The sequence below is a fragment of the Massilia sp. TWP1-3-3 genome (assembly GCF_049897805.1).
Taxonomy (GTDB): domain Bacteria; phylum Pseudomonadota; class Gammaproteobacteria; order Burkholderiales; family Burkholderiaceae_D; genus Telluria_A.
Genome location: NZ_JAFCWX010000015.1, coordinates 29,977 through 51,437 on the forward strand (window position 1 = coordinate 29,977; position 21,461 = coordinate 51,437).

Genomic DNA, 21,461 nt, shown 5'->3' on the forward strand with positions numbered 1-21,461 from the left:
ATTGCAATTTCCCTGTGCCGCAGGCGCGGCAGGCATGTGCCGGCAATGTTTGTATTGACGCCGCCGTTGTCAGCGCGGCGGCAGTTTCACAACACGGCCGCTGCGCGCGCTGTCCAATCCCAGTTCGATAATTTCGAGCGCATCGCAGGCCGATTGCGGCGTTACGGGCAGGGGCGTGCCCAGATTGATGGCGTCGCGCATTGCCGCGTAATACACGGTGTAGTCGCCGGCTTGGCCGGGGTAGAGCGTTTCTTCTGCCACCTGGCCGAGCGTCAAGGTGCCAGGCAGCGGATCGTCGCCCCAGCCTGCACTGCCCGGCCGTTCGCCGCGTTTGAGCGCCGCCTCCTGGGTGTCGAGCCCGTATTTGACGAAGCTGCCGGCCGTGCCGTGTAGCACGAAGCGCGGCGCCGGTGCTGCCGCCAGGGCGGATGCGTGCAAAATCACGCGCAAGCCCGCGTAGTGCAACACGGCATGGAACCAGTCGTCAGCGAGCGCGCCGTCGCGCTGGCGCTGCAAGTCGAGCCAGACAGTGGACGGCCTGCCGAACAATTGCAGCGCCTGGTCGGCCAGGTGGATGCCGAGGTCGTACCACAGGCCGCCACCGGCAGCGGCCGATTCGCGCCAGCGCTCCAGCACGACAGGCCGATAGCGATCGAAATGGGATTCGAAGTGGCGCACGGCGCCCAGCTGGCCACTGTCGATCAGCCGGGCAACGCCGAGAAAGTCGCCATCCCAGCGCCGGTTGTGGAATACCGACAGCTGGCGGCCGTGGCGCTCGGCGAGCGCGATCAACCGGCTTGCCTCGGCCACGTCGAGCGCGAAAGGCTTGTCGACGACGACATGCTTGCCCGCTTCCAGCGCGGCAGCGGCGAGCCGATAGTGGGTGTCGTTCGGCGTTGCAATCACGACCAGGTCGATGTCGCTGTTGGCAAACAGCGCGGCGGGACTGCCTGCGACGGCAACGTCCGGCAGCGCTTGCTGGGTGATGGGTGCCTTGCTGCTGGCAATGCACGACAGCGTCAGGCCGGGCGTGGCGCGGATCAGGGGAATGTGAAAGGTGGCTGACGCGTAGCCGTAGCCGACGACGCCAACATGTAGATTTTGCATGAGCTGATTGTCCTGTGAGCCATCAAGGCATTTGCCTGTTCGCACGATAGCATCACTGCCGCCCATCCGTCGTATTGCTACTTAATAGTAAATATTTCTCTATAAAGTAGCAATTTTACAGTATATTGCAAGTCTGTAGCGTAGCTGGCAACATTTGCCAATGCCCGCCCATGTCCGTTCACAGCAATAAGGCACACCATGAAACTAGCTGATTTCCGCATAGGCGCGCGCCACCTGGTCCAGGAACCGGTTTATTCGGCCATTGCCATCCTCGGCCTTGCCATTGGCCTGGGGGCGTGTTTGTTGCTGCTCGGTTTTGTCCAGTATTCCTGGCGTTACGATGCCGCCGTGCCTGGCGTTGACCACATCTACGTCGTCAAGCAAAAGTTCAACGTGGACCCGAAGGCCCCCTGGTTCGACCAGGCGCCGTTGCTGCTGCGCGAAGCGGCGCTCAAGACGCCGGGCGTGGCCGATGCCACCGCCTTTTTTCGCGTCGATCCGCCCACGGTCAAGGTTGGGAACACGCTGCAAACAATGCCAAGCCTGCTGGTGCTGCCGCATTTTGCCGGCATGCTGGGGCTGTCCGCCCTGGAAGGGGACCTGGACGCGGCCTTGAGCCGCCCGGACGGTTTGGCATTAACCCAGAGCACGGCGCGGCGCCTGTTCGGCGGCGCGCCTGCGCTGGACCGGACGCTGCACATCGGCGACAAGGTGCTGCGCGTGCGTGCGATTGTGCGCGATCGGCCGGCCAACACCACCATTCCATTCGAGGCGCTGTACGGCGTTCATTCAGTGCTGACCTCGCCCGAGATGCGCACCGAACTGCAAACCGGCGAACATGGCGCATGGGGCCGTTTGCTGCTGCGCATTGCGCCAGGCGCGCAAACGAATGCTATCGCCATGTCGCTGCAGGCAATCATTGACAACGCCCCTGGCGTGCAGGGCGTGCCGCCGGCAGTGCGCGCCCGGCTCGGCCGGCGCAAGGTCATGGAGCTGGCGCTCTCGCCCTTGCGCGAAGCGTATTTCGACCAGGATGTGGCGCGCAATCCGGTCGGCGCGCCCGGGGATCGGGGCGACCGGACAACGGTGGCCGCGCTGGCGCTGGTGGCGGTGCTGATCCTGGTCATTGGCGCCATCAATTATGTGAACCTGGCCACGGCGCGCGTATTGCGGCGCCAGCGCGAAATTGGCATGCGCAAGGTACTTGGCGCGAGCGTGCGCCGGGTCGTGCTGCAGTTCCTGGCCGAATCGCTGGTCGTGTCGATGCTTGCCACCGTGCTTGGCCTGCTGATGGCGTGGCTGGCCTTGCCGCTGTTTTCCGAACTGGTCAACCGCAAGCTCGACACGCTCTTTTCGGCGCCGAACGTGGCGCTGGCGCTGCTGCTGGGCGTGCTGATCGGCATCGTGGCGGCGATCCAGCCGGCGCTGACGGCCTTGAAAGTCAGACCGGCGCAGGCGCTGGAAGGGCGCGTCAACGCTGAATCGGCGCTTGGCGCGCGCTTGCGCGCGCTGCTGACGGTGCTGCAAATGGGCACCGCGATCGGACTGGCAAGCCTGGCCATGGGGATGTCGGTGCAGACTAGCTTCGCGATGCATGCCGCGCCCGGTTTTGATTCCGCGCCCTTGCTGATCGTCGACCTGCCCGAGCGCGGCAAAAAGAGCGCTGCCGTGCGCGGCTTTTTGAGCGAACTGGGCCGGCAACCGGGCGTGCAAGGCGTGGTCCTGTCCGAGCACGTTGTTGGCCGCTTCGGCAGCGATGTAATCCACGATCTGATGCGTGAGGGCCAGGCCGCGGTCTCGATGGAAGCGAAGATGGTCGACACCAATTTCTTTGAAGTGTATGGCTTGCGCCCGCTCGCCGGCCGCCTGTTCGATGCAGGCATCGACAAGGAAAACGATGGCGTCCCGGTCGTGCTGAATGCCATCGCCGTCCGCCAGCTCGGCTTTGCCTCGCCCGAGGCGGCGGTGGGGCAGACGCTGCAGCGCACCACCGAAGACGGCAAGCTGCTGTCCTACCGGGTCATCGGGATCGCGCCGCAACTGCGGTTCCGCTCCCTGCGCGACGAGCCGGGCGCGACAATCTACGAGCTGGGCATCGACTGGGCCGGCACGCTGAGCGTACGGGCGAGCGGGTCCGTGGCCGACGTGGAACAAGCGGTGGCGCGCCTCTGGCCCCGCTATTTTCCCGATGCGTTGATGCATACGCAGCGCGCAGCCGATGTATTGGCCGCCAATTACGCGGGCGACGCCCGGCTGGCCAGGCTGCTGGTGCTTGCCACCGGCGTGGCGCTGGCAATCGCCGCGTTCGGCATGTACGCCCTGTCGGGCCATATGGTGCAGCGCCGCTCGCGCGAAATCGTCTTGCGCAAGCTGTACGGCGCGGGCAAAGTGCAGGTCGGCATGCTGCTGGGACGCGAGTTGGGTGCGCTGATGCTGGCGGCGGCCGTGCTCGGCTTGCCGCTGGCCTTTATCGGGATTGCCCGGTACCAGGCAGGCTTCGTCGAACGCGCGTCGCTGGTCTGGACCACACCCTGGCTGGCGCTGGCCGGAGTTGTGCTGGTCGCGCTGCTGGCGGCGCTGCGCCATGCATCGGGCGCGCTCGCCTTGCGTCCCGGCCAGTTGCTGCGCTGACTGACACTACAAGCTGTGGTTGCGCCGGTGCTTACGCACCGTAGACCGTCACCAAGAGCCACGCCGGCAGGCCCAAAAACAGCGCGGCGTGGCTGCAGCGTTGCAGCCTGTACCGCAGGGCGCTCGCCTGCGCGGGGCGCACCAAGGCCGCCAGCAGCGTACCGGCGTCGGTTGCCGCCCGCAGCAGCGCTTCGGTAAGCACCACGCCGATCGACCAGGCGGCCCACCACAATGCAAAGGCGGTGAGGTAAGCCTTCAGACCAAAACTGTAATACTCGCCAAACGCGCCGCCATAGGCAATTTGCTGCTGCAGGTGGAAAGCGGGTATGGCCAGCGCGAGCGGCAGCAGTACATACTTGGCAAGCGGATGGTCGAGCCGCGTGCGCCGGATCGCCAGGCCGGCTTGCACATAGGCCTGCAGCACCGCTTGCAGGCGCGTGCGTTGGCGCGGCGCGGGTGCGCCGGCGCCGGCCAGTGCAGCGGCCAGCAGGTTGGGGTTGGCCAACGCCAGGCCGTAGCGCCAGCGCGCCCCGGACGCAAGCTGCAGGGCAATGCCGGGACAGGGAAGGGCGACGGACCATACACGCACCGCCGCAATGTCGGCAAGGGCGAGCTCGAAGCGATGCGCGCCGCGCGCGAGCACCAGGGCGCCGTTGGCCACTGAGGCCTGTGCCGAAAACAGCGCCAGCACGCACCACGCCCCCGCCTCCGGCGCCAGAAAAACGCCGGTGAACATGCGCACTTGGGCCAAGGTGTTGGTGCGCAGGGCTTCGTTGAGCAGCAGGGCCGCGCACATCCAGAGCAGGCCGCCGCGCGCACAGGCGCGCAACACAGCGGCCGCCAGACGGGCGGTGGGCGGCAACACGAACACTTGTAGACCCGTAACTTGCAGCGGCCGCGTGACGGCAAGGCCGGCCGGCGCGCCCGTCACGCCGCCGCGCCGCGACGGGTAGGCCGACAACGCGGCCAGCAGCAGCAGCGCCGCGCTGGCGGCCAGCCCGACCCAGTTGCCCCACCTGACCATCAGCGTGGGCGCCGGCGTGCGCAGCGGTACGTCGGCAATCACCAGCGTGCGTTCGCCCATGCGCGTGCCTGCCAGGACGCTGCCGGTGGCGTCGATCACGGCGCTGTAGCCGTTGGTGGTGACCCGAAATTGCGGCAGCCGCGTTTCAATACTACGAAACGCCGCCGCGCTCTGGTGCATGTGCGCGCCCAGCGGCGTGGCGGTGAACCAGGAATCGTTCGACATTGTCAGGATCGCTTGCGCGCCCAGCCGCGCGCCGTCGATGGCAAGGCCGGGATCGACATCGTCCAGGCAGATCAGGGGCAGCACTGGAACTTCGCGGCCATCTCGCAGGCGCAAGGGAAACACGCGGGCACCGTTGCCGGCGCGCCAGTTGCCGCTCCACGGCAGGGCGCGCCGCACGGCCGGCCCGTCGAGCCAGGCGGGCATATACTCGGTGAACGGGAACAGGCGCGTCTTGCGATAAAAGCCCAGCAGGCCCGTGCCGGGCTGCACGAACGCGGCCGCGTTGTATTCGCCGGCCTGGTCGACATCGTAAGTGCCGAACACGAAGGGCACGCCGGCAGCATTGACGACATCGACGATGTCGCGGTCGAACTGGGCGCCTGCTTCGCTCTTGGGATGGCCGAACGTGGTTGGGTAGGCGGTTTCGGGCCACAACACGGCGTCGGCGTGCTGGCGCACGACGGCGTCATAGCTCATTGCGAAATGGGCGTCGAGCACTTCGCGCACCACGGCGTGGGTGCCCTTTTCCTGGCGTTGGCGTTCGTAGGCGACAATGTTTGATTGAATCAGTCCCATGCGCAAGGGCTTGCCGGACGGCGCGATCTGGCCGGAAAGCACAACCTGGCCGTAGGCGGCCAGCAGCAGCGGCACAAGCGCGGCCAGCGCGAGTGGCCTGGCCATCGCGCGCACGCCGTCGCCGCGCCGCGCCCATGCCGCCGCCACGGCTTCGTTGGCCAGCAGCAGCAGCAGCGTGAGCCCGGCGGCGCCGCCCACGTCGGCGCCCTGGCGCAGCAGGGGCGATGGATACAGGCCGTAGCCCAAGGTGTCCCCGAGCATGTTGGGCAGCAGCCATTCTGCGGCCACCCACGCCGCTGCGCCCGCCAGTGCGCCCACTGCGGCGCCATGCCGGCGCCGGCTTGCGTGGCGCACCACGGCAAAGACCAGAAATTGCGGCTGGAACAGCGGCGCGGCGAGCAGCAGCAGCGACAGGCCGGTGGCGGCGCCCACTTGGGCATACTGCCCGAAAGCGATGCCGAACCAGCCGAAAGCCCCCGCAGTGAAGGCGATTGACATAACCCAGGCGCGCAGCAGCGCGCCGGGCAGCGTGGGGCTCGCGTCCAGCGTCCGCAGCCACGGAACGAGGAAGACGAAGCCGAGCATAAAGCCGGCGCCGCCGCGCGCGTACAGCGCCGCCATGGCTGCGCTGGCGAGAATGGCGGCGGCAATGCGTATCGTTGCAGGGTAAATTGGGGCCATGGTTCAGGGACGGGCGGGTTCGGTTGGGGCAGGGATGACGATGCGGCGGATCGGTAAACCAAGCGGGGCCAGTTCAGCGGGTACGACGCGGTTGCCGGGCATGGCGACCGGCTGCCCGTTGGCGCCCAACAACTGGAAGTCGGGCGCGAACATCAAAATGGCTTCGATGCGCTGGCCATCATCGGTTGCCTGGTGGTGGCGGACATAGCCTTTGGGAAGAACGAAGTCTTCGGGCACGGCAAGTCCAACCAAGGGCGGGCTGGTTCCCGGCGGCGAAAAGGCGCCCAGGCCCGAGTACACGCCGCGCTCGTGCAGGCGTTCGATCACCTGGGCGATGGTCGGGTTTTCGCCGCGCGCGACGTAACTGCGAAGGTCGGGCGTCGGATCGGCGTCGCCCTCGGCGGCGCGCGCTTGCGCGGCCGCTTGCCCGGGTTGCGGCAGGCTGGGCGTCACGGCGCTCGCCATGCCGGGGGACTGCGTTGTCAGCGGCGCAGGCGCGGGGGCGGGCGGGCCGGACGGCGCCGGCATCCACGCAAGCAGCAGTGCGCCCAGGCCGGCCACGGCCAGCAACAGCGCGGCGGCGAGGCGCGCGCGCGACGTTTGCCAGGCGCGGCCGGCGGCACCGGTATCGGTGCCGGCCGGCCCTGGCTTTGGACGAGGTGGCGTCAGCAAGGAGCTACGCGTGGCGGTCAGGGTGCGGGTGGGTTGTAGGTCGATACCGCCCAGCCGATGCGTTCGTGCCCATACTGGTTCCAGATCGGACTTTTGCCGCCCGTGAAGGAACTGTAGCGCGCGGCGCCAGTGCCGGTGGTGGAGCCAAACAGGCCCGAGCTGATGGTGCTGCCGTTATAGGTTGGGTGGGTGTCGTCCGACTGGATGTAGTCGTAGCTGCTGCTCGAGGACACGAAGTGCGTGTTGGCGTCGCGCAGTGTCGGGCGCAGCGTTGTTGTGATGCGGGTGACGTAGCTCGCTTCGCTTTCGCCGGCGACGTAGCGCAGCGCGTCGGCGTCGACCTGGCCGTCGCCGTTGGCATCGTAGTCCGCGCCCATGTACTGGGCGAAATTGTCGGCGCAGGTAAATCCCTTTTGCCGGGCCACGTCGCACATCATGAAGTTCATCCGGGCCAGGGCGGGCAGGAACTTGTCCTGCATTTTGACGGTCGCGCCGGTCATGGCGTCCTTGCACGAACTTTGTACATTGTCGAGCGCATAGCCGGGGTAGTGCAGGTTGGAGACCACTTTGAGCTTGACGCCGGGATAGGCGTTGGCGTTGATGTAATCCATCGCCGCCGTCACGTAGGTCTTGCAGCTGTTTTCGGCGGCAGCCAGGCCGCTGTAATTGCAGGTGCCGGTCTGGCTCTTGAAGCTGGAACGCGCCTGCAGGCCGTCATTGCCGCACATTTCGAAGGTGACGACACGAGTGTTGCTCGCTTGCATATACGAGCGCTCTGCGACGATCTTGTTGTTGTACACGTCCGACGCCACGGCGCCCGACTTGGTGCGGCGCACGCTTTCGATGTCGGACCCCCACTGCGCGGACAGATATTCGGCGTTCACCGTCGGCGCCGCGTATTTTGCCGCGCTGCTGACCGAGCCGTTGTAGCCGGCATAGATCGAGTCGCCATAGGCCACGGCGCGGTACTTGGTGGCGGTGTTGGCGCGGTCGATGGTCCACGAGGCGTTCTGGTTCAAGGTGCTGGCGGCCGCGCCGGAAGCGTGGGCAAGCAGGACAAGTGCGGGCAGCAGGGGGTACAAGGAATTACGAAAGCGAATGCTCATGTAGTGTCTCCTTATTAGGTGGGCGGATCTGTTGGTACGGTTTCTCCATGAAATTGAACTGCTCCCCAATGTATGCCAAAAGTTCACATGATTGCTAACAAAACATTCAAATCGCCGGGTAAACGTTAAATGTTTGCAAATGTGTTGTATGTATGTATGTATTCGGGGCGGTTGATGGCTGGATTGCGCAAAAAAAGGGGCGCGTCGGGCTCGGACCATTAATCGTGCACGTTTCTGGTTGGCACCGCCATCGGTTGGCGCCGTGCGTCGTTGGCGCGGCGATAGCGGCACGCCAATAACCGTGCAGAAACTGCCGTGTCAAGACGCCAGCCGGAGGCCGATGCGAAAGAGTACAAGGGGCCAAAAACGACCAGCCGGAGCCAGTGAGGCTATGCAACGGGTGCGGTGCCGGTCGGGGCGGCCATCCCGTCGAATGCGCAAATTTCATACAGGAGTGGAAGCAATTGCTGTCTGAGCAATGCCGCGATTTCATCGTCCCTGTTGCTGCGGCGGTCTGGGCCGCGCGCGCACGGTGGCGGAGAAAGCGGGATGCCGGCGCAGCGGTGGCGGCGGCGGTCCTCACCGCCCGGATTCGTTGTCGGAACTCGTTCGCGCCGATCGCGTCGATCGTGCATCGGGTGCTCGCAACGCGGTGATTCGGGTGCGCTTGCTTTGGGCGCGTCCATGGGCGCTGGTGCGTCATTTACCGGCGCGCCATTGACAGCCGGGCGAACAGGCGCTGCCTGTGTTGCTGGCGCATGGTTGGCGGCGGTTTTGCGCGCGCGGCGAGGGCGGCCGCGCGCGCAAGGTGTCTGCCAGCTTCCATTCCTTGGTATCGGGGAACAGTATCCAGGTGCACAGCCATGCATTGCGCCGCATGCCGCCGACGGCGTTGACAAAGCAGCTTGGCGACACCGCTTTTCCTCCGTAGAGAATGCGGTCGCCCTCGACCAGGCAGTGATAGTTTTTCCCGGCGAATACCGTGCGCAAAAGCGTGCCGTCAGGCAGGAACAGGCGCTTCCATTGATAGCCGCTGGCTGCGGGAGCGGCAAGCGCATCCGGGTTATGGCGCCGGACCCATTCATCAATTGCTTCAGCCGCGATTTCCCAGTCTTCCTTTGCGAAATCAGTAGCGGCCGAGGCGCCGAGTAGCTGGTGATATACCTGTAGAGAAACAGGGATGTCCATCCGGTGGTCGGGGTGCTGGCGACGCATGGTTCTCTCCTTATGGCACGATAACGCACGATTTGGCCCGATTCAGCACGATGTGCATACGCTTGTGCACGATTGCAATGCGAAACGGCCAGATTTGACTACGCGATGATCCGAAAAGCGAACGATTTTCTACGATGGCGCTGCGTTCATGATTGTTAGACACGAGTAATCCGTGATCGTTCAATTTCGCGATCAAATCGAAGCGTTTCGCGAACCGTTCGAGCGATTTCGGACCAAAAGCGTGGCAATTCGCGGGGAAATCGAGTGATATCGGGTCATATCGGGTCATATCGGGTGAAAACGGGCGGTCTTGGCAAATTATGCGTTGGGAGAGCGCGACCGGGCCGGCGATTGCCAAGTGGTAATTGGCGTGTGCAAAGCTGTTTTCGCGGCGACATGTCTTCAGCCATAATTTCGTCTTGGCTCGACTAGCGCGCGATGCCGGGTCGCCCACTCGCAGACTGTCTACGCTGGTTCAATCTTTCAACCCACATGACAATTGTCATTCCCAAACCATGTTGTTTACATCTTGTCCGTTCTTGTCGTCCTCCGTAGAATCGCCGCATCTGCGCCGGACAACCATGCTGTCCGGATTGCCGATGTGTATTTGCTTAACGAATAGGGTTTTGAACCAACAATGAAGAAACTTCGCGCTTTCATAGCCTGGCCCTGGGTTCCGCCAGGCCAGGGGAACGAGCCTTACCTGTGGTCATTTTCGTTGTTGTTCGTGCTCTGGAAATATGTCATTTTCCCGGCGTCTGCGTTTGAGCTGGCGGCAATGGCGCTGACCATCGCCTGGTTTGTGCCGCTGTATTTTGCCAGCCACTGGGTGCAGGACTGGCGAAGCGCGGCGCTGGCCGCGGCCAGTTGCCTGATCGGCGCCGCATGGGCGCCGTTCAACGGTTTTAGCGGCACGTTTTTCATCCTCGCGGCGGGCATGTGCGCCGGGATCATGCGGCCAAGGTTGGCCTACTTCGCCGTGCTGTGTGTGGTGGCGCTGGGCGCCCTAACAGCGTTCACGCTGGCCGAGGACCCGGTGCAGTTCCTGATCCCGGTGCTGGCAATCGGCGGGCCGGTCGGCGTGGCCGCCGTGATGAGCACCACGCTGGGCCGCTCGCGCGCCCAGTTGCTGCGCAAGCAGGAAGAAGTGGAACACATGGCCACCATCGCCGAGCGCGAACGCATCTCGCGCGACTTGCATGACCTGCTGGGCCACACGCTCTCGCTCATCACGCTCAAGGCGGAGCTGGCCGGCAAACTGGCTCACCGGGACCTTGATGCATGCAAGGCCGAAATTGCCGACATCGAACGCGGCGCCCGCAATGCATTGGCCGAGGTACGCGCGGCCGTGAGCGGCTACCGCCTTACCGGCTTTGCCCACGAACTGGCAAGCACGCGGGCCGGCCTGGCTGCGGCGGGGATCGCGCTAACCGAGGACGTGGCGCGCATGCCGCTGCCGGCGGCGGTCGAAAACGTGGTGGCGCTGGCGCTGCGCGAGGCTGTCACGAATATCATCCGTCATGCAGGCGCGACCAGCTGCGCCATTTCGCTGGCGCTGGAGGGCGGCATGATCGTCTTTCGCATCGCCGACAATGGCGTGATGAATGAGGGCGCGCCGGCGCTGAAACACGGTAACGGCTTGAGCGGCATGAAGGAACGCGTGTTGGCCATCGGCGGCCAGCTGGCGCTGACGGCCGGGCGCGGCCTGGCGCTTGAACTGCGCCTGCCGGCGGGAGCGCAGCCATGATACGGGTTGTGATCGCCGAAGACCAGGCGCTGGTGCTGGGCGCGCTGGCGGCCTTGCTGGGCCTGGAGGACGATATATCGGTGGTGGGCACCGCGCGCAACGGACGCGAGGCGCTGGCGCTGTGCCGCGCGCAGGCGCCCGATATCATGCTCACCGATATCGAAATGCCGTTGATGACGGGGCTCGAACTGGCCGCCGCGCTGGCCGCCGAGGGGCTCGGTTGCAAGGTGGTGATCGTTACAACCTTTGCGCGGGCCGGTTACCTGCGGCGCGCGCTGGCGGCCGGCGTGCGCGGCTACCTGCTCAAGGATGCGCCGGCCGACGCGCTGGCGGGCGCAATCCGGACCGTGCACGGGGGCGGGCGCGCGGTGGCGCCCGAACTGGCAATGGAGAGCTGGAGCGGGGGCGAGGATCCCCTGACCGAGCGCGAGCGCCAGGTGCTGCGCCTGGCGGGCGAGGGCAAGAGCAGTGCCGATATCGCCAGGCTGATCAGCCTGTCGGAAGGAACGGTGCGCAATTATCTGTCGGAGGCGATCAGCAAGCTCAATGCCCGCAACCGGGTCGAAGCGTTCCGGCTGGCGCGCGATGCAGGATGGCTGTAAGCAGCGCTGAGCGCGCTAGCGGGAGCCGAACCCGGCAAACACCGCCGCGATGGGCCGTGTTTCGGGAAGGATATAGACAATCCCGTTGGTCTGGTGAAAGGCTGGCATGACGACCTTGTCGAAAAACTTGGGCGGCACGTTAATGCAGCCGTAGGAAATCCGGTTGTCGGACGTGGGTGACGAAGCCAGACGCTGCGTGCGCCGTTCCTGGGCATTGCCCGTCACGACCCGGTGCAGCGAAATCGCATTCGCATAGTCGATCCACAGGATGTCCTTGCCGCCGATGTTATGGTCGAGCGCGGCGACGAAGCGGCCCGCCGGCGTGGTGCGTTCGCCGGGCAAAATAGACGACAATTTGCGCTCGCCGATGCCGGGCGCCGAGTCGTCGCCGATGGCCGCGCCCAGCAGCACCGCCGAGGCGCCGAGCAGGCGCCCGCCGGGATCGAACATGAAGACCTTGGCCTCCTTTTTGTCGACGATCATGAACGACAGATTGTGGTTGTTGCCCGCGTCGAGTATCCATTGCGCCATCTGCCTTGCATCCTGCGAGGCCGCTTCGCTTTTGAAGTCGATCTGCGCCGGTGCATGAGCCGGCGCGCCACCGGTCTGCGCTGCCGCCGGGGATACGCCCAGCACGGACGCCATCAGCGCCGCAGCCACGGCAAAGGATGCAGCGCGCAGCGGCGAGCGCTGTCGAGGCGTGCTCATAGCGTTGTGCATTCGCCGCATGCTAGTTGCGGTCCTGCTTGCGCGGACGCTTGGGCACGATTTCCGAGTCCGGCGGGGGCGCCGGGTGCAGGTCTACCGGCGGCTGGACCAAGGTGGGCGGCACATCAACTGGCGGGCGCACCAATTGCGGCGGCGCGCCGGTCGGGCGGGGGACTACCAGCAGGGCCGGTGCGCTCAGCGGCGGTGGCGTGAGGGCGAGCGGCGCCACTTCGACCGGCGGCGCGACCTGGGTTGCGCCTGGCTGCTCGATTGGCAAAGGCACTTCCAGCGGCAGCGGCACCTCGGTCGGCAACGGTGTTTCGCCCGGTAGTGGCAGGCCTGCCGGAACAGGCATCTGCACCGGGGGCGGCACCACGACCGGCGGCGCCACGACGGGCGGCACTACCACGGGCGGCACCACCACCGGCGGCACCACCACCGGCGGCACCACCAGCGCGGCCAGGATGGTGCCGGTGGTGCGGCCAACGATCGGACCGCAGCAGGACACGGGCAGCGCGTAACTGCTGGCGCTGGCGCCGGCTAGGCTGTAGCCGGTATGGGTGATGGTCTTGCCTACGCCAACGTTGGCGTCATTGAAATTGGCGGCGCTGCCGGCGCCCGCCACTAGGCTCACGCCCGCCGGATTGCCTTTGAGCGAACTTAAGGTGGTGGCGGTGGATCCGTTCGCGGTTTTGTCGCCGCCGGCGGCAAATACCAGCATCTGCTGCGTGAGCGTAGCGCCTCCGGTCAGCGTGAAATGGGGCAGGTAGCTGGTCGGGGTGGCGTACGACGTGGGGTTGTAGATAACGCGTACCGGCGCCCTGGGTCCGGTGACTGGCGCAGCGGGGGCCAGCGGCGAAAAGATCACCGTACCCACGCCCGTGCCGTTGTTGCCGGCTGCGATGACCAGTCCGAGCGGCAGGTTCAGGCTTTGCGCGGGAATGCTGCTGCCGCGCGTCAAGGTGATCTTGGCGGCGATATTGATATCGTTACCCGCGCATAGCATCAAGTTGCCGTCCGTGGTCGTCATGGCCGCCACCGCGTTCAGGTTCAGGTTGCGCCCCGCGCCCAGCAATGCGCTGCCGTTGACGGTGGTGATGGCGGCGTTGACGTTCACGTCGCGTCCGCAGCAAGCTTGCAGGTTGCCGTTGGTGGCCGTCACGGCCGCATTCAGGTTGACGTCGCGCTCGGCGTTCAGGGTCAGCGTGGTCGGGCTGGAACTGGCGGTCCAGCTGACGGCCTGGTTGACGTTGATGTCGCCATTGCCATTCATCGCCGTATTGCGAAATGACGTGGGCGGCGTGCCGGGCACAATCGTGTCAGGACCGGTGGCCGTACTGATGGTCACGCTGTTGGTCACCAGCAAAGCCGACAGGGTGGCGCCGGAAATATTGTCGGTGGCGCCGCCGCCGATGGTGAAGTCTTGCGGGTCGATCAGCCAGTTGCCTCCGCGCCCAAGCGCGGAGGCCGTGCTGACCCTGGCATCGGCGCCCACTTGCACATGGGCGGCCGAGGTTTCGATGAAGCCGCCATTGCCCCCGCCAGGGGCGCTCGCGTCGAGCGTCCCGCCCAGGTTGACCGTGCCCGACTGCATGTCACCCATCAGGCGGATGACGCCGTCGTGGTTCTCCAGGTGCTGGGCGCGGATCACGCCGGTGTTGTTGACGGCGCTTTGCAGCAAGTTGCCGGCGCCTTGCGTGGTCAACAGCACGCGGCCGCCGTCGGCCTGGATCAGCCCGCCGTTCTGAACCAGCGAGCGCACCGCGCCCTGGTCCACGCCCACGCTTAGCAGCTGGTCGCCCGACAGTTCCAGCGTCAGCGCGTTGCCTGCCGCCAGCGCCACGGTGCCGAAGTTCGCTTCGATGCGCCCGCCATTGCTGACCTTTGCCCCCAGCAGCGCCACGTAGCCGCCGTCGGCGGCGTGAATGGCGCCCGCGTTGTCGACCGCGCCATCGGCGCCGCCCGAAAAGTGGTAGTTGCCGGCCATGAAGTCGGCGTTGCCGATGTCGCGCGTGGAAGCGACCAGCGCGCCCACGTTGACCGATGCGCCGCGGCCGAACAGGACGCCGTTGGGGTTGACCAGGAATACCTTGCCGTTGGCGCTCAGGCTGCCCAGGATGCTGGACGGGTCCGCGCCCAGCACGCGGTTGAGCGCAACCGAACTGCTGCCCGGCTGGACGAAGCGCACGCTCTGCCCGGCGCTGATGTTAAAGCTTTGCCAGTCGATCACCACGTTGTTGGTGGTTTGATTGATCAGCATGCCGGTGGCGTTGCTGTTGATCTGGGCGTTGCCGGCGGTAACCACGCCGCCGGTGGGCTGCGCGGCCAGCGCGGTGCCCGAGCACGCCAGGGCGACGGAAGCTGCCATGATGCCCAGCGTCAGGCGCGCGGCGCCGCCGCGCCCGCTGGTGCAAGACGATGCCGCCTTGCCGGCACAGCCGGCGTTTTCGGAAACGGCGACAAAGGTGCCATGGCGGGCGTTCCAGATGGATCTGTAGATGGCGTTCATAATCGTTACCTAATCAAAAATATTTCACGGCCTGGACCCAGAAGCGGCCCGGCTTGTCGGGCGACGAGGTCGCCATCTGGCTGCCAAGCTTGCGCGCGTAGTAGGCGCGCAGCAGGAAGTTGGCGTTCTCGGACCAGACCAGGCCAATCCCGGCGCCGCTCAGCGTGCGCCGGTTGGGCGCGTCGGACCATGGCTGGTGGTCGCGCTCGACCGTGCCGCTGTCGACAAAGGCGAGCGCCTGTACCTGGCTGCGCTGATTTGGCGTGAAGGGCGCGAGCAACAGGCGCGCTTCGACGCTCAGCACGTAGCCCTGGTCGGCGTAAGCCTCGCCTTCCGGAAAAGCGCGCACCGCGTGCATGCCGCCCAGTTCCATTTTTTCCGAAACGTCGAGGTTCTTGGACGCTACCTGGCCGTTGATGGCCGCCGCCAGCGATAGCGCGTCCGTCACGCGCTGCACACGGCTGGCACTGAAAGCGAGCTTGGCATAGCCGCCGTTGCTGCGGGCGCTTTGGGCGTCGAGCGCGCGCAGGGACGGTGTTTGCAGGTCGAGCGTGCCGCTCGACACGGTGAGGGCGAATGTGTTCGCGCCGCCGCCGCCGAAGGCGTCGCCATGGTCGCCGTACAGGCTGGCCATCAGCACTTTGGCGCCTTTTTCGCCAAGCGCGCCGGTGGCGTCGATCTGGTCGCGGAAGGACTTGTCGTCGTAGGCAAGCTGGACGTTCAAATTGGTGTTGCGCGTGCGCAGCAGCGGGTAATTGGCGAAGACGCTGGCGATCTCTGCGGTGCCGTGCGCGTGCAGCGGCGCGAATTCCTCGATCAGTTCGTAGCGCAGCTTGCTGTAGGCAAGCCCGGCCTTTACCTTGCCGATGGGTAGCTGGTACGAGGCGCGCGCGTAGTTCAGGCCCTTGCCCGAGGTCAGCGTGCGCAGGCTGGCCACGTCGCCGATGCCGAGCGGTTCATTCCAGTTGAGCGTGGCGCCGGCCCGGTATTGCCCGGTGTAGCGGCTGCCGGCATTGTCCGCTTCGACGCTGCCCGACAGGCGGCGCCCGGGCGCCAGATCGACGATCAGGTCGGATGAACCGACCGACGCGCCCGGCACCAGGGTCGACCTGACATCGACGCCCGGGTTGTCCGACAGCAGCAGCAAGCGATGGTCGAGCGGCGCGCGGGTGACGGTGTCGCCGCTGCGCAATCCTTCCAACTGGCGTTGGACGACGCGGTCCGACAGGGCGCTGCGGTTGCGGATGGTGACCTTGCCATACGTGCCTTCGAGCACCGCGATGGTGACGGCGCCATTGTTGATGTCTTGCGCGGGCAAATAAGCCTGGGCCAGCAGGTAGCCGTCGCGGTGATAGCGGTCGGCAATCCTGGCGGCCATGCGCACCAGGTCGGCCATCGAGACATCGACATTGGCGCGAAAGCCGCTAAGGGCGACCAGGTCGCGCTCGGCGTATGCGCGCGCGCCGCTCACCCGCAGGCTTGTGACTTTGAACTTGATTTCATCGGCGCCCGGCGTGGCCGCGGCGCTGTTGTGTTCGATGCGCAAAGCGGGCGCGGCTTTGGGAATGACAGGGGCAGGGGGGATTTGCTGAAACTGGCCGGCGGCGCCCGGCGTGCTCTGGGCGGCAACCGCCTGGCTCAGGGCCAGCAGCGCCAGCGGTACTAATTTACTTGGTAACATAATCACAATCCTCAATGGGCGCATCCAGATCGATGCGTTTCCTAAATTGAAGCTTACGCTTGAGATAGTGGCGTTCTGTTCGCTGGCACGCACTCGTCGCGAACAGCGACCAAATACCGTCAAAAAATGTTACGAACGTTGTTATCGTGCAACATATTCAAGGCTGGATCATCAGAGCGTCTTGCGCATCAATTCCAGGAAACCCTGTAGTACTGGGGAGCTGTTGTCGCGCCGCCAGGCCAGTCCCGTCTCCACCAGCGGCGTTGACTGCGCCAGCGGCCGGTATTGCACGCCTGGACGGCGCAGCTTGCTCACCGATTCCGGTACCAGGGCGATGCCCATGCCGGCCGAGACCAGGCCGACGATCGTCTGCATCTGGATCGCCTCTTGGCCGATGGCAGGCGTGATGCCGGCCGCGCGGAACACGGCCAGGATGGCGTCGTACAGACTGGGCGAAATCGGACGTGGAAAAATAATCAGCGGCAGCGGCGGCATCAGGCGCAGGTCGGCCTCGCGCTTGCCGCGCAGCGCCGCCAGGCCCGCGGGCGCGGCCAGGATCAGCGGCTCGCTCAGCACCGGCAGGTAGTCCAGCTCGGTCCTGGCCTTGCCGGGCAGCGGCGCGATCACCAGGCCGGCATCGATGCGCCCATTCATCAAGTCGTCCAGTTGCAGGTCGGACGTGGCTTCGCGCAGCGTGATCTGCACGTGCGGAAAGGCGGCGCGGTAGGCGCGCAGGAAGGGCGGCAGCACGCTGTAGTCGGCTGACGAGACAAAGGCGAGCACCAGCTTGCCGGTCGCGCCCGAGGCGGCGCGCTGCACCAGCTCGGGCAATTCGCCCGCGTGCGCCAGCAGCCGCCGCGCCTCCGGCAGCAGGGCGGCGCCCGCCGTGGTGAGCGCAACGCCGCGCCGGTTGCGCTCGAACAGCGCCACTTCCAGCGCGGCCTCGAGCGCAAAGATCGTTTGCGACAGCGGCGGTTGCGTCATGTGCAGGCGCGCGGCGGCGCGCCCGAAATGGAGTTCCTCGGCAACGCTGACAAAGTAGCGCAACTGGCGCAGTTCGATGGTGGCGGTCATGTCTGTGGACTTGTCTGCAGCATTGGCGGTGATACGCAAAAAGAATGACAGGCCATTAAATCATATATTGGACAACTCGTGGCCGGCGCGGCACACTACTGGTCTTATTCGTTCGCCTTTTCAGGAGAGACCATGCCGACCTACCGTTCACGCACTACCACCCACGGCCGCAATATGGCCGGCGCGCGCGCCCTGTGGCGCGCCACCGGGATGAAGGATGGCGACTTCGACAAGCCGATCGTCGCCGTCGTCAATTCCTTCACCCAGTTCGTGCCCGGCCACGTGCACCTGAAGGACCTGGGCCAGCTGGTTGCGCGCGAGATTGAAGCGGCCGGCGGCGTGGCCAAGGAATTCAACACCATCGCCGTCGATGACGGCATCGCCATGGGCCACGGCGGCATGCTGTACTCGCTGCCCTCGCGCGACCTGATCGCCGACTCGGTCGAATACATGGTCAACGCGCACTGCGCCGACGCCATGGTGTGCATTTCGAACTGCGACAAAATCACGCCCGGCATGCTGATGGCGGCCATGCGCCTGAATATCCCGGTGGTGTTTGTCTCCGGCGGCCCGATGGAAGCGGGCAAGGTGCTCAAAGTGGTGGACGGCAAGCAAAAGATCATCAAGCTCGACCTGGTCGACGCCATGATCAAGGCCGGCGACAGCAGCGTCAGCGACGCCGACGTGGCCGAAATCGAGCGCTCGGCATGCCCGACCTGCGGTTCGTGCTCCGGCATGTTTACCGCCAATTCCATGAATTGCCTGACCGAAGCGCTCGGCTTGTCGCTGCCGGGCAACGGCACCGTCCTCGCCACCCATTCGGACCGCAAGGAACTGTTCCTGCGCGCCGGTCGGCTGATCGTCGAGCTGGCCAAGCGCTACTACGAGCAGGACGACGCGACTGTCCTGCCGCGCAATATTGCCACCAAGGCTGCTTTTGAAAACGCGATGGCGCTCGACGTCTCGATGGGCGGCTCCACCAACACCGTGCTGCACTTGCTGGCGGCCGCGCACGAAGCCGAGGTCGAGTTCAAGATGGCCGACATCGACCGCATTTCGCGCCACGTGCCGTGCCTGTGCAAGGTCGCGCCGATGACCGACAAGTACCACATCGAAGACGTGCACCGCGCCGGCGGCATCAGCGCCATCCTGGGCGAACTGGCGCGCGCCGGCCTGCTCGACACCTCGGTCTACAGCGTGCACGCCAAGACACTGGGCCACGCCATCGAGCACAATGACATCACGCGCAGCACCGATCCGGCCGTGCTCGACCTGTTCCGGGCCGCACCGGGCGGGGTGCCGACCCAGACCGCGTTCTCGCAGTCCGAGCGCTTCGCTTCGCTCGACATGGACCGCAGCAACGGCTGCATCCGCGACAAGGAACACGCTTATTCGCAAGATGGCGGCCTGGCTGTGTTGTACGGCAACCTGGCCGAAAATGGCTGCATCGTCAAGACCGCCGGCGTGGACGAGAGCATCCTGAAGTTCAGCGGCAAGGCGCGCGTGTTCGAAAGCCAGGACGATGCGGTTGCAGCAATCCTGGGCGACACCGTGCACGAGGGCGACGTCGTCATCATCCGCTACGAAGGACCGAAAGGCGGCCCTGGCATGCAGGAAATGCTGTACCCGACTTCGTACATCAAGTCGAAGGGATTGGGCAAGGCTTGCGCCCTGTTTACGGACGGGCGTTTTTCGGGCGGCTCGTCGGGCCTGGTGATCGGCCACGCCTCGCCGGAAGCGGCCGAAGGCGGCGCGATCGGCCTGGTGGAAGAGGGCGACATGATCGATATCGACATTCCGGCGCGCACCATCAACTTGCGCGTGAGCTTCGAGGACCTGGCGCACCGGCGCGCCACGATGGATGAGCGCGGCGACGCCGCCTGGAAGCCGGTGGCGCGCGAGCGCTACGTTTCGCAAGCCTTGCAAGCTTACGCCGCGCTGACCACCTCGGCCGATCGCGGCGCCGTGCGTGACTTGTCGCAACTGAAGCGGTAGGGAATATTGACGTCTTGCGGCCCGGGCCTGATGTGCCCGGGAGCGCGCCATTTTATGGATGCCTCGCTGCATTCTAGATGGTAGGAATCGATCTGCTTGAGCGCACACAAGCGAACTGTTCATTAGCGTGCGAATGCCAACTCAGACGCCTAGACTCGGTCACGTACAGTCCAGGAGATCATCATGTTGACATCGTTCGCCACACTCAAACCTCGCAACTTTTTCTCAACAGCCATTGCGGTGGCCGCAGCAGCCCTGCTGGGCGCTTGCGGCAGCGGGCATTCGCACCACTACCCGCCGCCGCCGCCCGACCCGGCACCTGGCGTCATCTACGACGTGGTGCCGCTGATCGACGACCCGGCCGCGCTGATCCGCGTGACCTCGACTGGCATCAACGAATACGACATGGTTGCCGGCATCATCTTCAAACCGTCAGGCCCCAGCCGCGCATTCCTGCACAACGGCGCCCGCCTGATCGACCTGGGCGATTTTGGCGGGGCCAGTGCGCAAGCTTTCGGCATCAACCGCTGCGGCCATGTCGCCGGCTGGGCGCTCGGGCCCTCGCGCGACATTCCCCAGGCCTTCCGCTACGACGGCGCCTTGCACCGGCTCGCGCCACCGGGCCCGTTTTCGCAGGCCAGAGCGGTGAGCGACTGCGACAAGGTCACGGGGATTGCCACCTTTGGCGGCGCGGCCCACGCCTACCAGTACGACGGCGTGCTGCACGACTTGGGTACGCTGGGCGGCGCCCGTTCCGAAGGGCTCGACATTAACGTGTCCGGCATGGTGGCGGGCACCTCCGAAGTGGCCGGAACGCTGCACGCCTTTCTTTACGACAGCGCCAGCGGCCCGGCCCTGCATGACCTGGGCACCCTGGGCGGCGCCCGTTCGTATGCGCGCGCGCTCAACGATGCGGGGCAGGTGGTTGGCGGATCCGACAACCTCGACGGCAAGCTGCACGCCTACCGCTATGACGGCGGCGCCATGCACGACCTGGGCACGCTGGGCGGGGATTTTTCGGAAGCGGTGGAGATCAACGCTGCGGGCCTGGTGGTGGGCAGTTCGTCGCCAACCGGCATCGGCTCCACCCACGGGTTCATGCACGACGGCGCGCTCATGCACGACATCGGCACCCTTGGCGGCAACTACTCGGAAGCGGTGGCGATCAATGCCGACGGCGTGGTGGTGGGCTCTTCCAACTTGCCCGGCGCGGGCGGCGAACGCGCCGTTTCGTGGACGCTGGCCGGCGCCCTAGTGGACCTCAACGACCATCTGTACGCGGCCGACCCTGGCCTGCGCCTGACCCATGCGCTGGCGATCAACAACAAGGGATCGATCGTTGCCGTGTCCAATCACGGGCTGGTGTTGCTCAAGGTGCGCCACTAACCGGTGGCGGGCCCGATCAGAGGCCGAGCGCGGACAGACCAGGGTAGTCGTCCGGGCGCCGCCCCGAGGGCCAGCGGAACTTGCGTTCGGCCTCGCCGATTGCCAGGTCATTAATGCTGGCATGGCGTACTTGCATCAAGCCGCTGGCGTCAAATTCCCAGTTTTCATTGCCGTAGGAGCGGAACCAGTTGCCGGCGCTGTCGTGCCATTCATAGGCGAAGCGCACGGCAATTCGGTTGTCCGTGAAGGCCCACAGTTCCTTGATCAGCCGGTAGTCGCGTTCGCGCTGCCACTTGCGTTCAAGCAGGGCAATGATCTCGTCGCGTCCGAGCGCGAACTCGGCGCGGTTGCGCCAGCGGGAGTCGGCGGTATAGGCCGGCGCGATGCGCTGCGGATCGCGCGTATTCCAGCCGTCTTCGGCGGCGCGTACCTTGGCGATGGCGCTGTCGCGGGTAAAAGGCGGGCAGGGTGGGCGGGCGGCGGAGGTATCCATGCGTTTCCTGATCATGAAGTTGTTTTTAA

The 21,461-nt window shown here is 65.6% G+C and carries 16 protein-coding genes; 6 read left to right on the forward strand and 10 right to left on the reverse strand.

The window, feature by feature from the left end; translation table 11 throughout:
• Positions 1 to 69: 69 nt before the first annotated feature.
• Positions 70 to 1,107 carry an oxidoreductase gene (locus tag ACP7D4_RS16180; RefSeq protein WP_426102281.1) on the reverse strand — a complete coding sequence of 346 codons (1,038 nt, stop codon included), beginning with the start codon at positions 1,105 to 1,107 and terminating at the stop codon, positions 70 to 72.
• A gap of 198 nt (positions 1,108 to 1,305) precedes the next feature.
• Here ACP7D4_RS16180 and ACP7D4_RS16185 point away from each other — a divergent pair, with 198 nt between their 5' ends.
• Positions 1,306 to 3,738: an FtsX-like permease family protein gene (locus ACP7D4_RS16185; protein WP_426210082.1), complete on the forward strand. Its 2,433-nt coding sequence runs from the start codon at positions 1,306 to 1,308 to the stop codon at positions 3,736 to 3,738.
• 31 nt (positions 3,739 to 3,769) lie between these two features.
• Here ACP7D4_RS16185 and lnt read toward each other — a convergent pair whose 3' ends face one another.
• Genes lnt through ACP7D4_RS16200 form a run of 3 tightly spaced genes read right to left on the reverse strand, consistent with a single transcriptional unit; the run spans position 3,770 to position 8,022 of the window.
• On the reverse strand, positions 3,770 to 6,244 hold the full coding sequence (gene lnt / locus ACP7D4_RS16190; RefSeq protein WP_426210084.1) for an apolipoprotein N-acyltransferase: 2,475 nt from the start codon (positions 6,242 to 6,244) through the stop codon (positions 3,770 to 3,772).
• A gap of 3 nt (positions 6,245 to 6,247) precedes the next feature.
• Positions 6,248 to 6,916, reverse strand: a complete 669-nt coding sequence (locus ACP7D4_RS16195) for a hypothetical protein (RefSeq protein ID WP_426210086.1) — start codon at positions 6,914 to 6,916, stop codon at positions 6,248 to 6,250.
• Between the two features lie 17 nt (positions 6,917 to 6,933).
• Positions 6,934 to 8,022, reverse strand: a complete 1,089-nt coding sequence (locus ACP7D4_RS16200) for an SGNH/GDSL hydrolase family protein (protein ID WP_426210088.1) — start codon at positions 8,020 to 8,022, stop codon at positions 6,934 to 6,936.
• A 464-nt stretch (positions 8,023 to 8,486) separates the two neighbouring features.
• On the opposite strand from ACP7D4_RS16200, the gene ACP7D4_RS16205 reads away from it, so the two are divergent.
• Positions 8,487 to 8,678, forward strand: coding sequence for a hypothetical protein (locus tag ACP7D4_RS16205; protein WP_426210089.1), 192 nt, complete (start codon positions 8,487 to 8,489; stop codon positions 8,676 to 8,678).
• Positions 8,679 to 8,721: 43 nt separating this feature from the next.
• On the opposite strand, the gene ACP7D4_RS16210 is transcribed toward ACP7D4_RS16205, so the two are convergent.
• Entirely contained in the window at positions 8,722 to 9,237 is a 516-nt protein-coding gene (locus tag ACP7D4_RS16210) for a hypothetical protein (RefSeq protein ID WP_426210091.1), read from the reverse strand.
• 727 nt (positions 9,238 to 9,964) lie between these two features.
• Here ACP7D4_RS16210 and ACP7D4_RS16215 point away from each other — a divergent pair.
• Both ACP7D4_RS16215 and ACP7D4_RS16220 read left to right on the forward strand, forming a co-directional pair.
• Positions 9,965 to 10,984, forward strand: coding sequence for a sensor histidine kinase (locus ACP7D4_RS16215; protein WP_426210093.1), 1,020 nt, complete (start codon positions 9,965 to 9,967; stop codon positions 10,982 to 10,984).
• Positions 10,981 to 11,586 carry a response regulator gene (locus tag ACP7D4_RS16220; RefSeq protein WP_426102265.1) on the forward strand — a complete coding sequence of 202 codons (606 nt, stop codon included), beginning with the start codon at positions 10,981 to 10,983 and terminating at the stop codon, positions 11,584 to 11,586. Before ACP7D4_RS16215 ends, ACP7D4_RS16220 begins: the two co-directional genes overlap by 4 nt.
• A 15-nt stretch (positions 11,587 to 11,601) precedes the next feature.
• Here ACP7D4_RS16220 and ACP7D4_RS16225 read toward each other — a convergent pair whose 3' ends face one another.
• From ACP7D4_RS16225 to ACP7D4_RS16240, 4 genes are all read right to left on the reverse strand, one after another.
• Positions 11,602 to 12,294, reverse strand: coding sequence for a hypothetical protein (locus tag ACP7D4_RS16225; RefSeq protein ID WP_426102263.1), 693 nt, complete (start codon positions 12,292 to 12,294; stop codon positions 11,602 to 11,604).
• 22 nt (positions 12,295 to 12,316) lie between these two features.
• Entirely contained in the window at positions 12,317 to 14,803 is a 2,487-nt protein-coding gene (locus ACP7D4_RS16230) for a filamentous hemagglutinin N-terminal domain-containing protein (protein WP_426210095.1), read from the reverse strand.
• 13 nt (positions 14,804 to 14,816) lie between these two features.
• Positions 14,817 to 16,484: a ShlB/FhaC/HecB family hemolysin secretion/activation protein gene (locus ACP7D4_RS16235; RefSeq protein WP_426210097.1), complete on the reverse strand. Its 1,668-nt coding sequence runs from the start codon at positions 16,482 to 16,484 to the stop codon at positions 14,817 to 14,819.
• Between the two features lie 171 nt (positions 16,485 to 16,655).
• Entirely contained in the window at positions 16,656 to 17,558 is a 903-nt protein-coding gene (locus tag ACP7D4_RS16240; RefSeq protein WP_426210098.1) for a LysR family transcriptional regulator, read from the reverse strand.
• Between the two features lie 132 nt (positions 17,559 to 17,690).
• Here ACP7D4_RS16240 and ilvD point away from each other — a divergent pair, with 132 nt between their 5' ends.
• The gene (gene ilvD, locus ACP7D4_RS16245) at positions 17,691 to 19,553 is read left to right on the forward strand and encodes a dihydroxy-acid dehydratase (protein WP_426102255.1); all 1,863 of its coding nucleotides are present in this window, start codon (positions 17,691 to 17,693) and stop codon (positions 19,551 to 19,553) included.
• 183 nt (positions 19,554 to 19,736) lie between these two features.
• The gene (locus ACP7D4_RS16250) at positions 19,737 to 20,939 is read left to right on the forward strand and encodes a hypothetical protein (protein ID WP_426210100.1); all 1,203 of its coding nucleotides are present in this window, start codon (positions 19,737 to 19,739) and stop codon (positions 20,937 to 20,939) included.
• 16 nt (positions 20,940 to 20,955) lie between these two features.
• Here the strand turns inward: ACP7D4_RS16250 and ACP7D4_RS16255 are convergent, their stop codons facing one another.
• On the reverse strand, positions 20,956 to 21,432 hold the full coding sequence (locus tag ACP7D4_RS16255) for a DUF1348 family protein (RefSeq protein WP_426210102.1): 477 nt from the start codon (positions 21,430 to 21,432) through the stop codon (positions 20,956 to 20,958).
• Between the last annotated feature and the right edge of the window lie 29 nt (positions 21,433 to 21,461).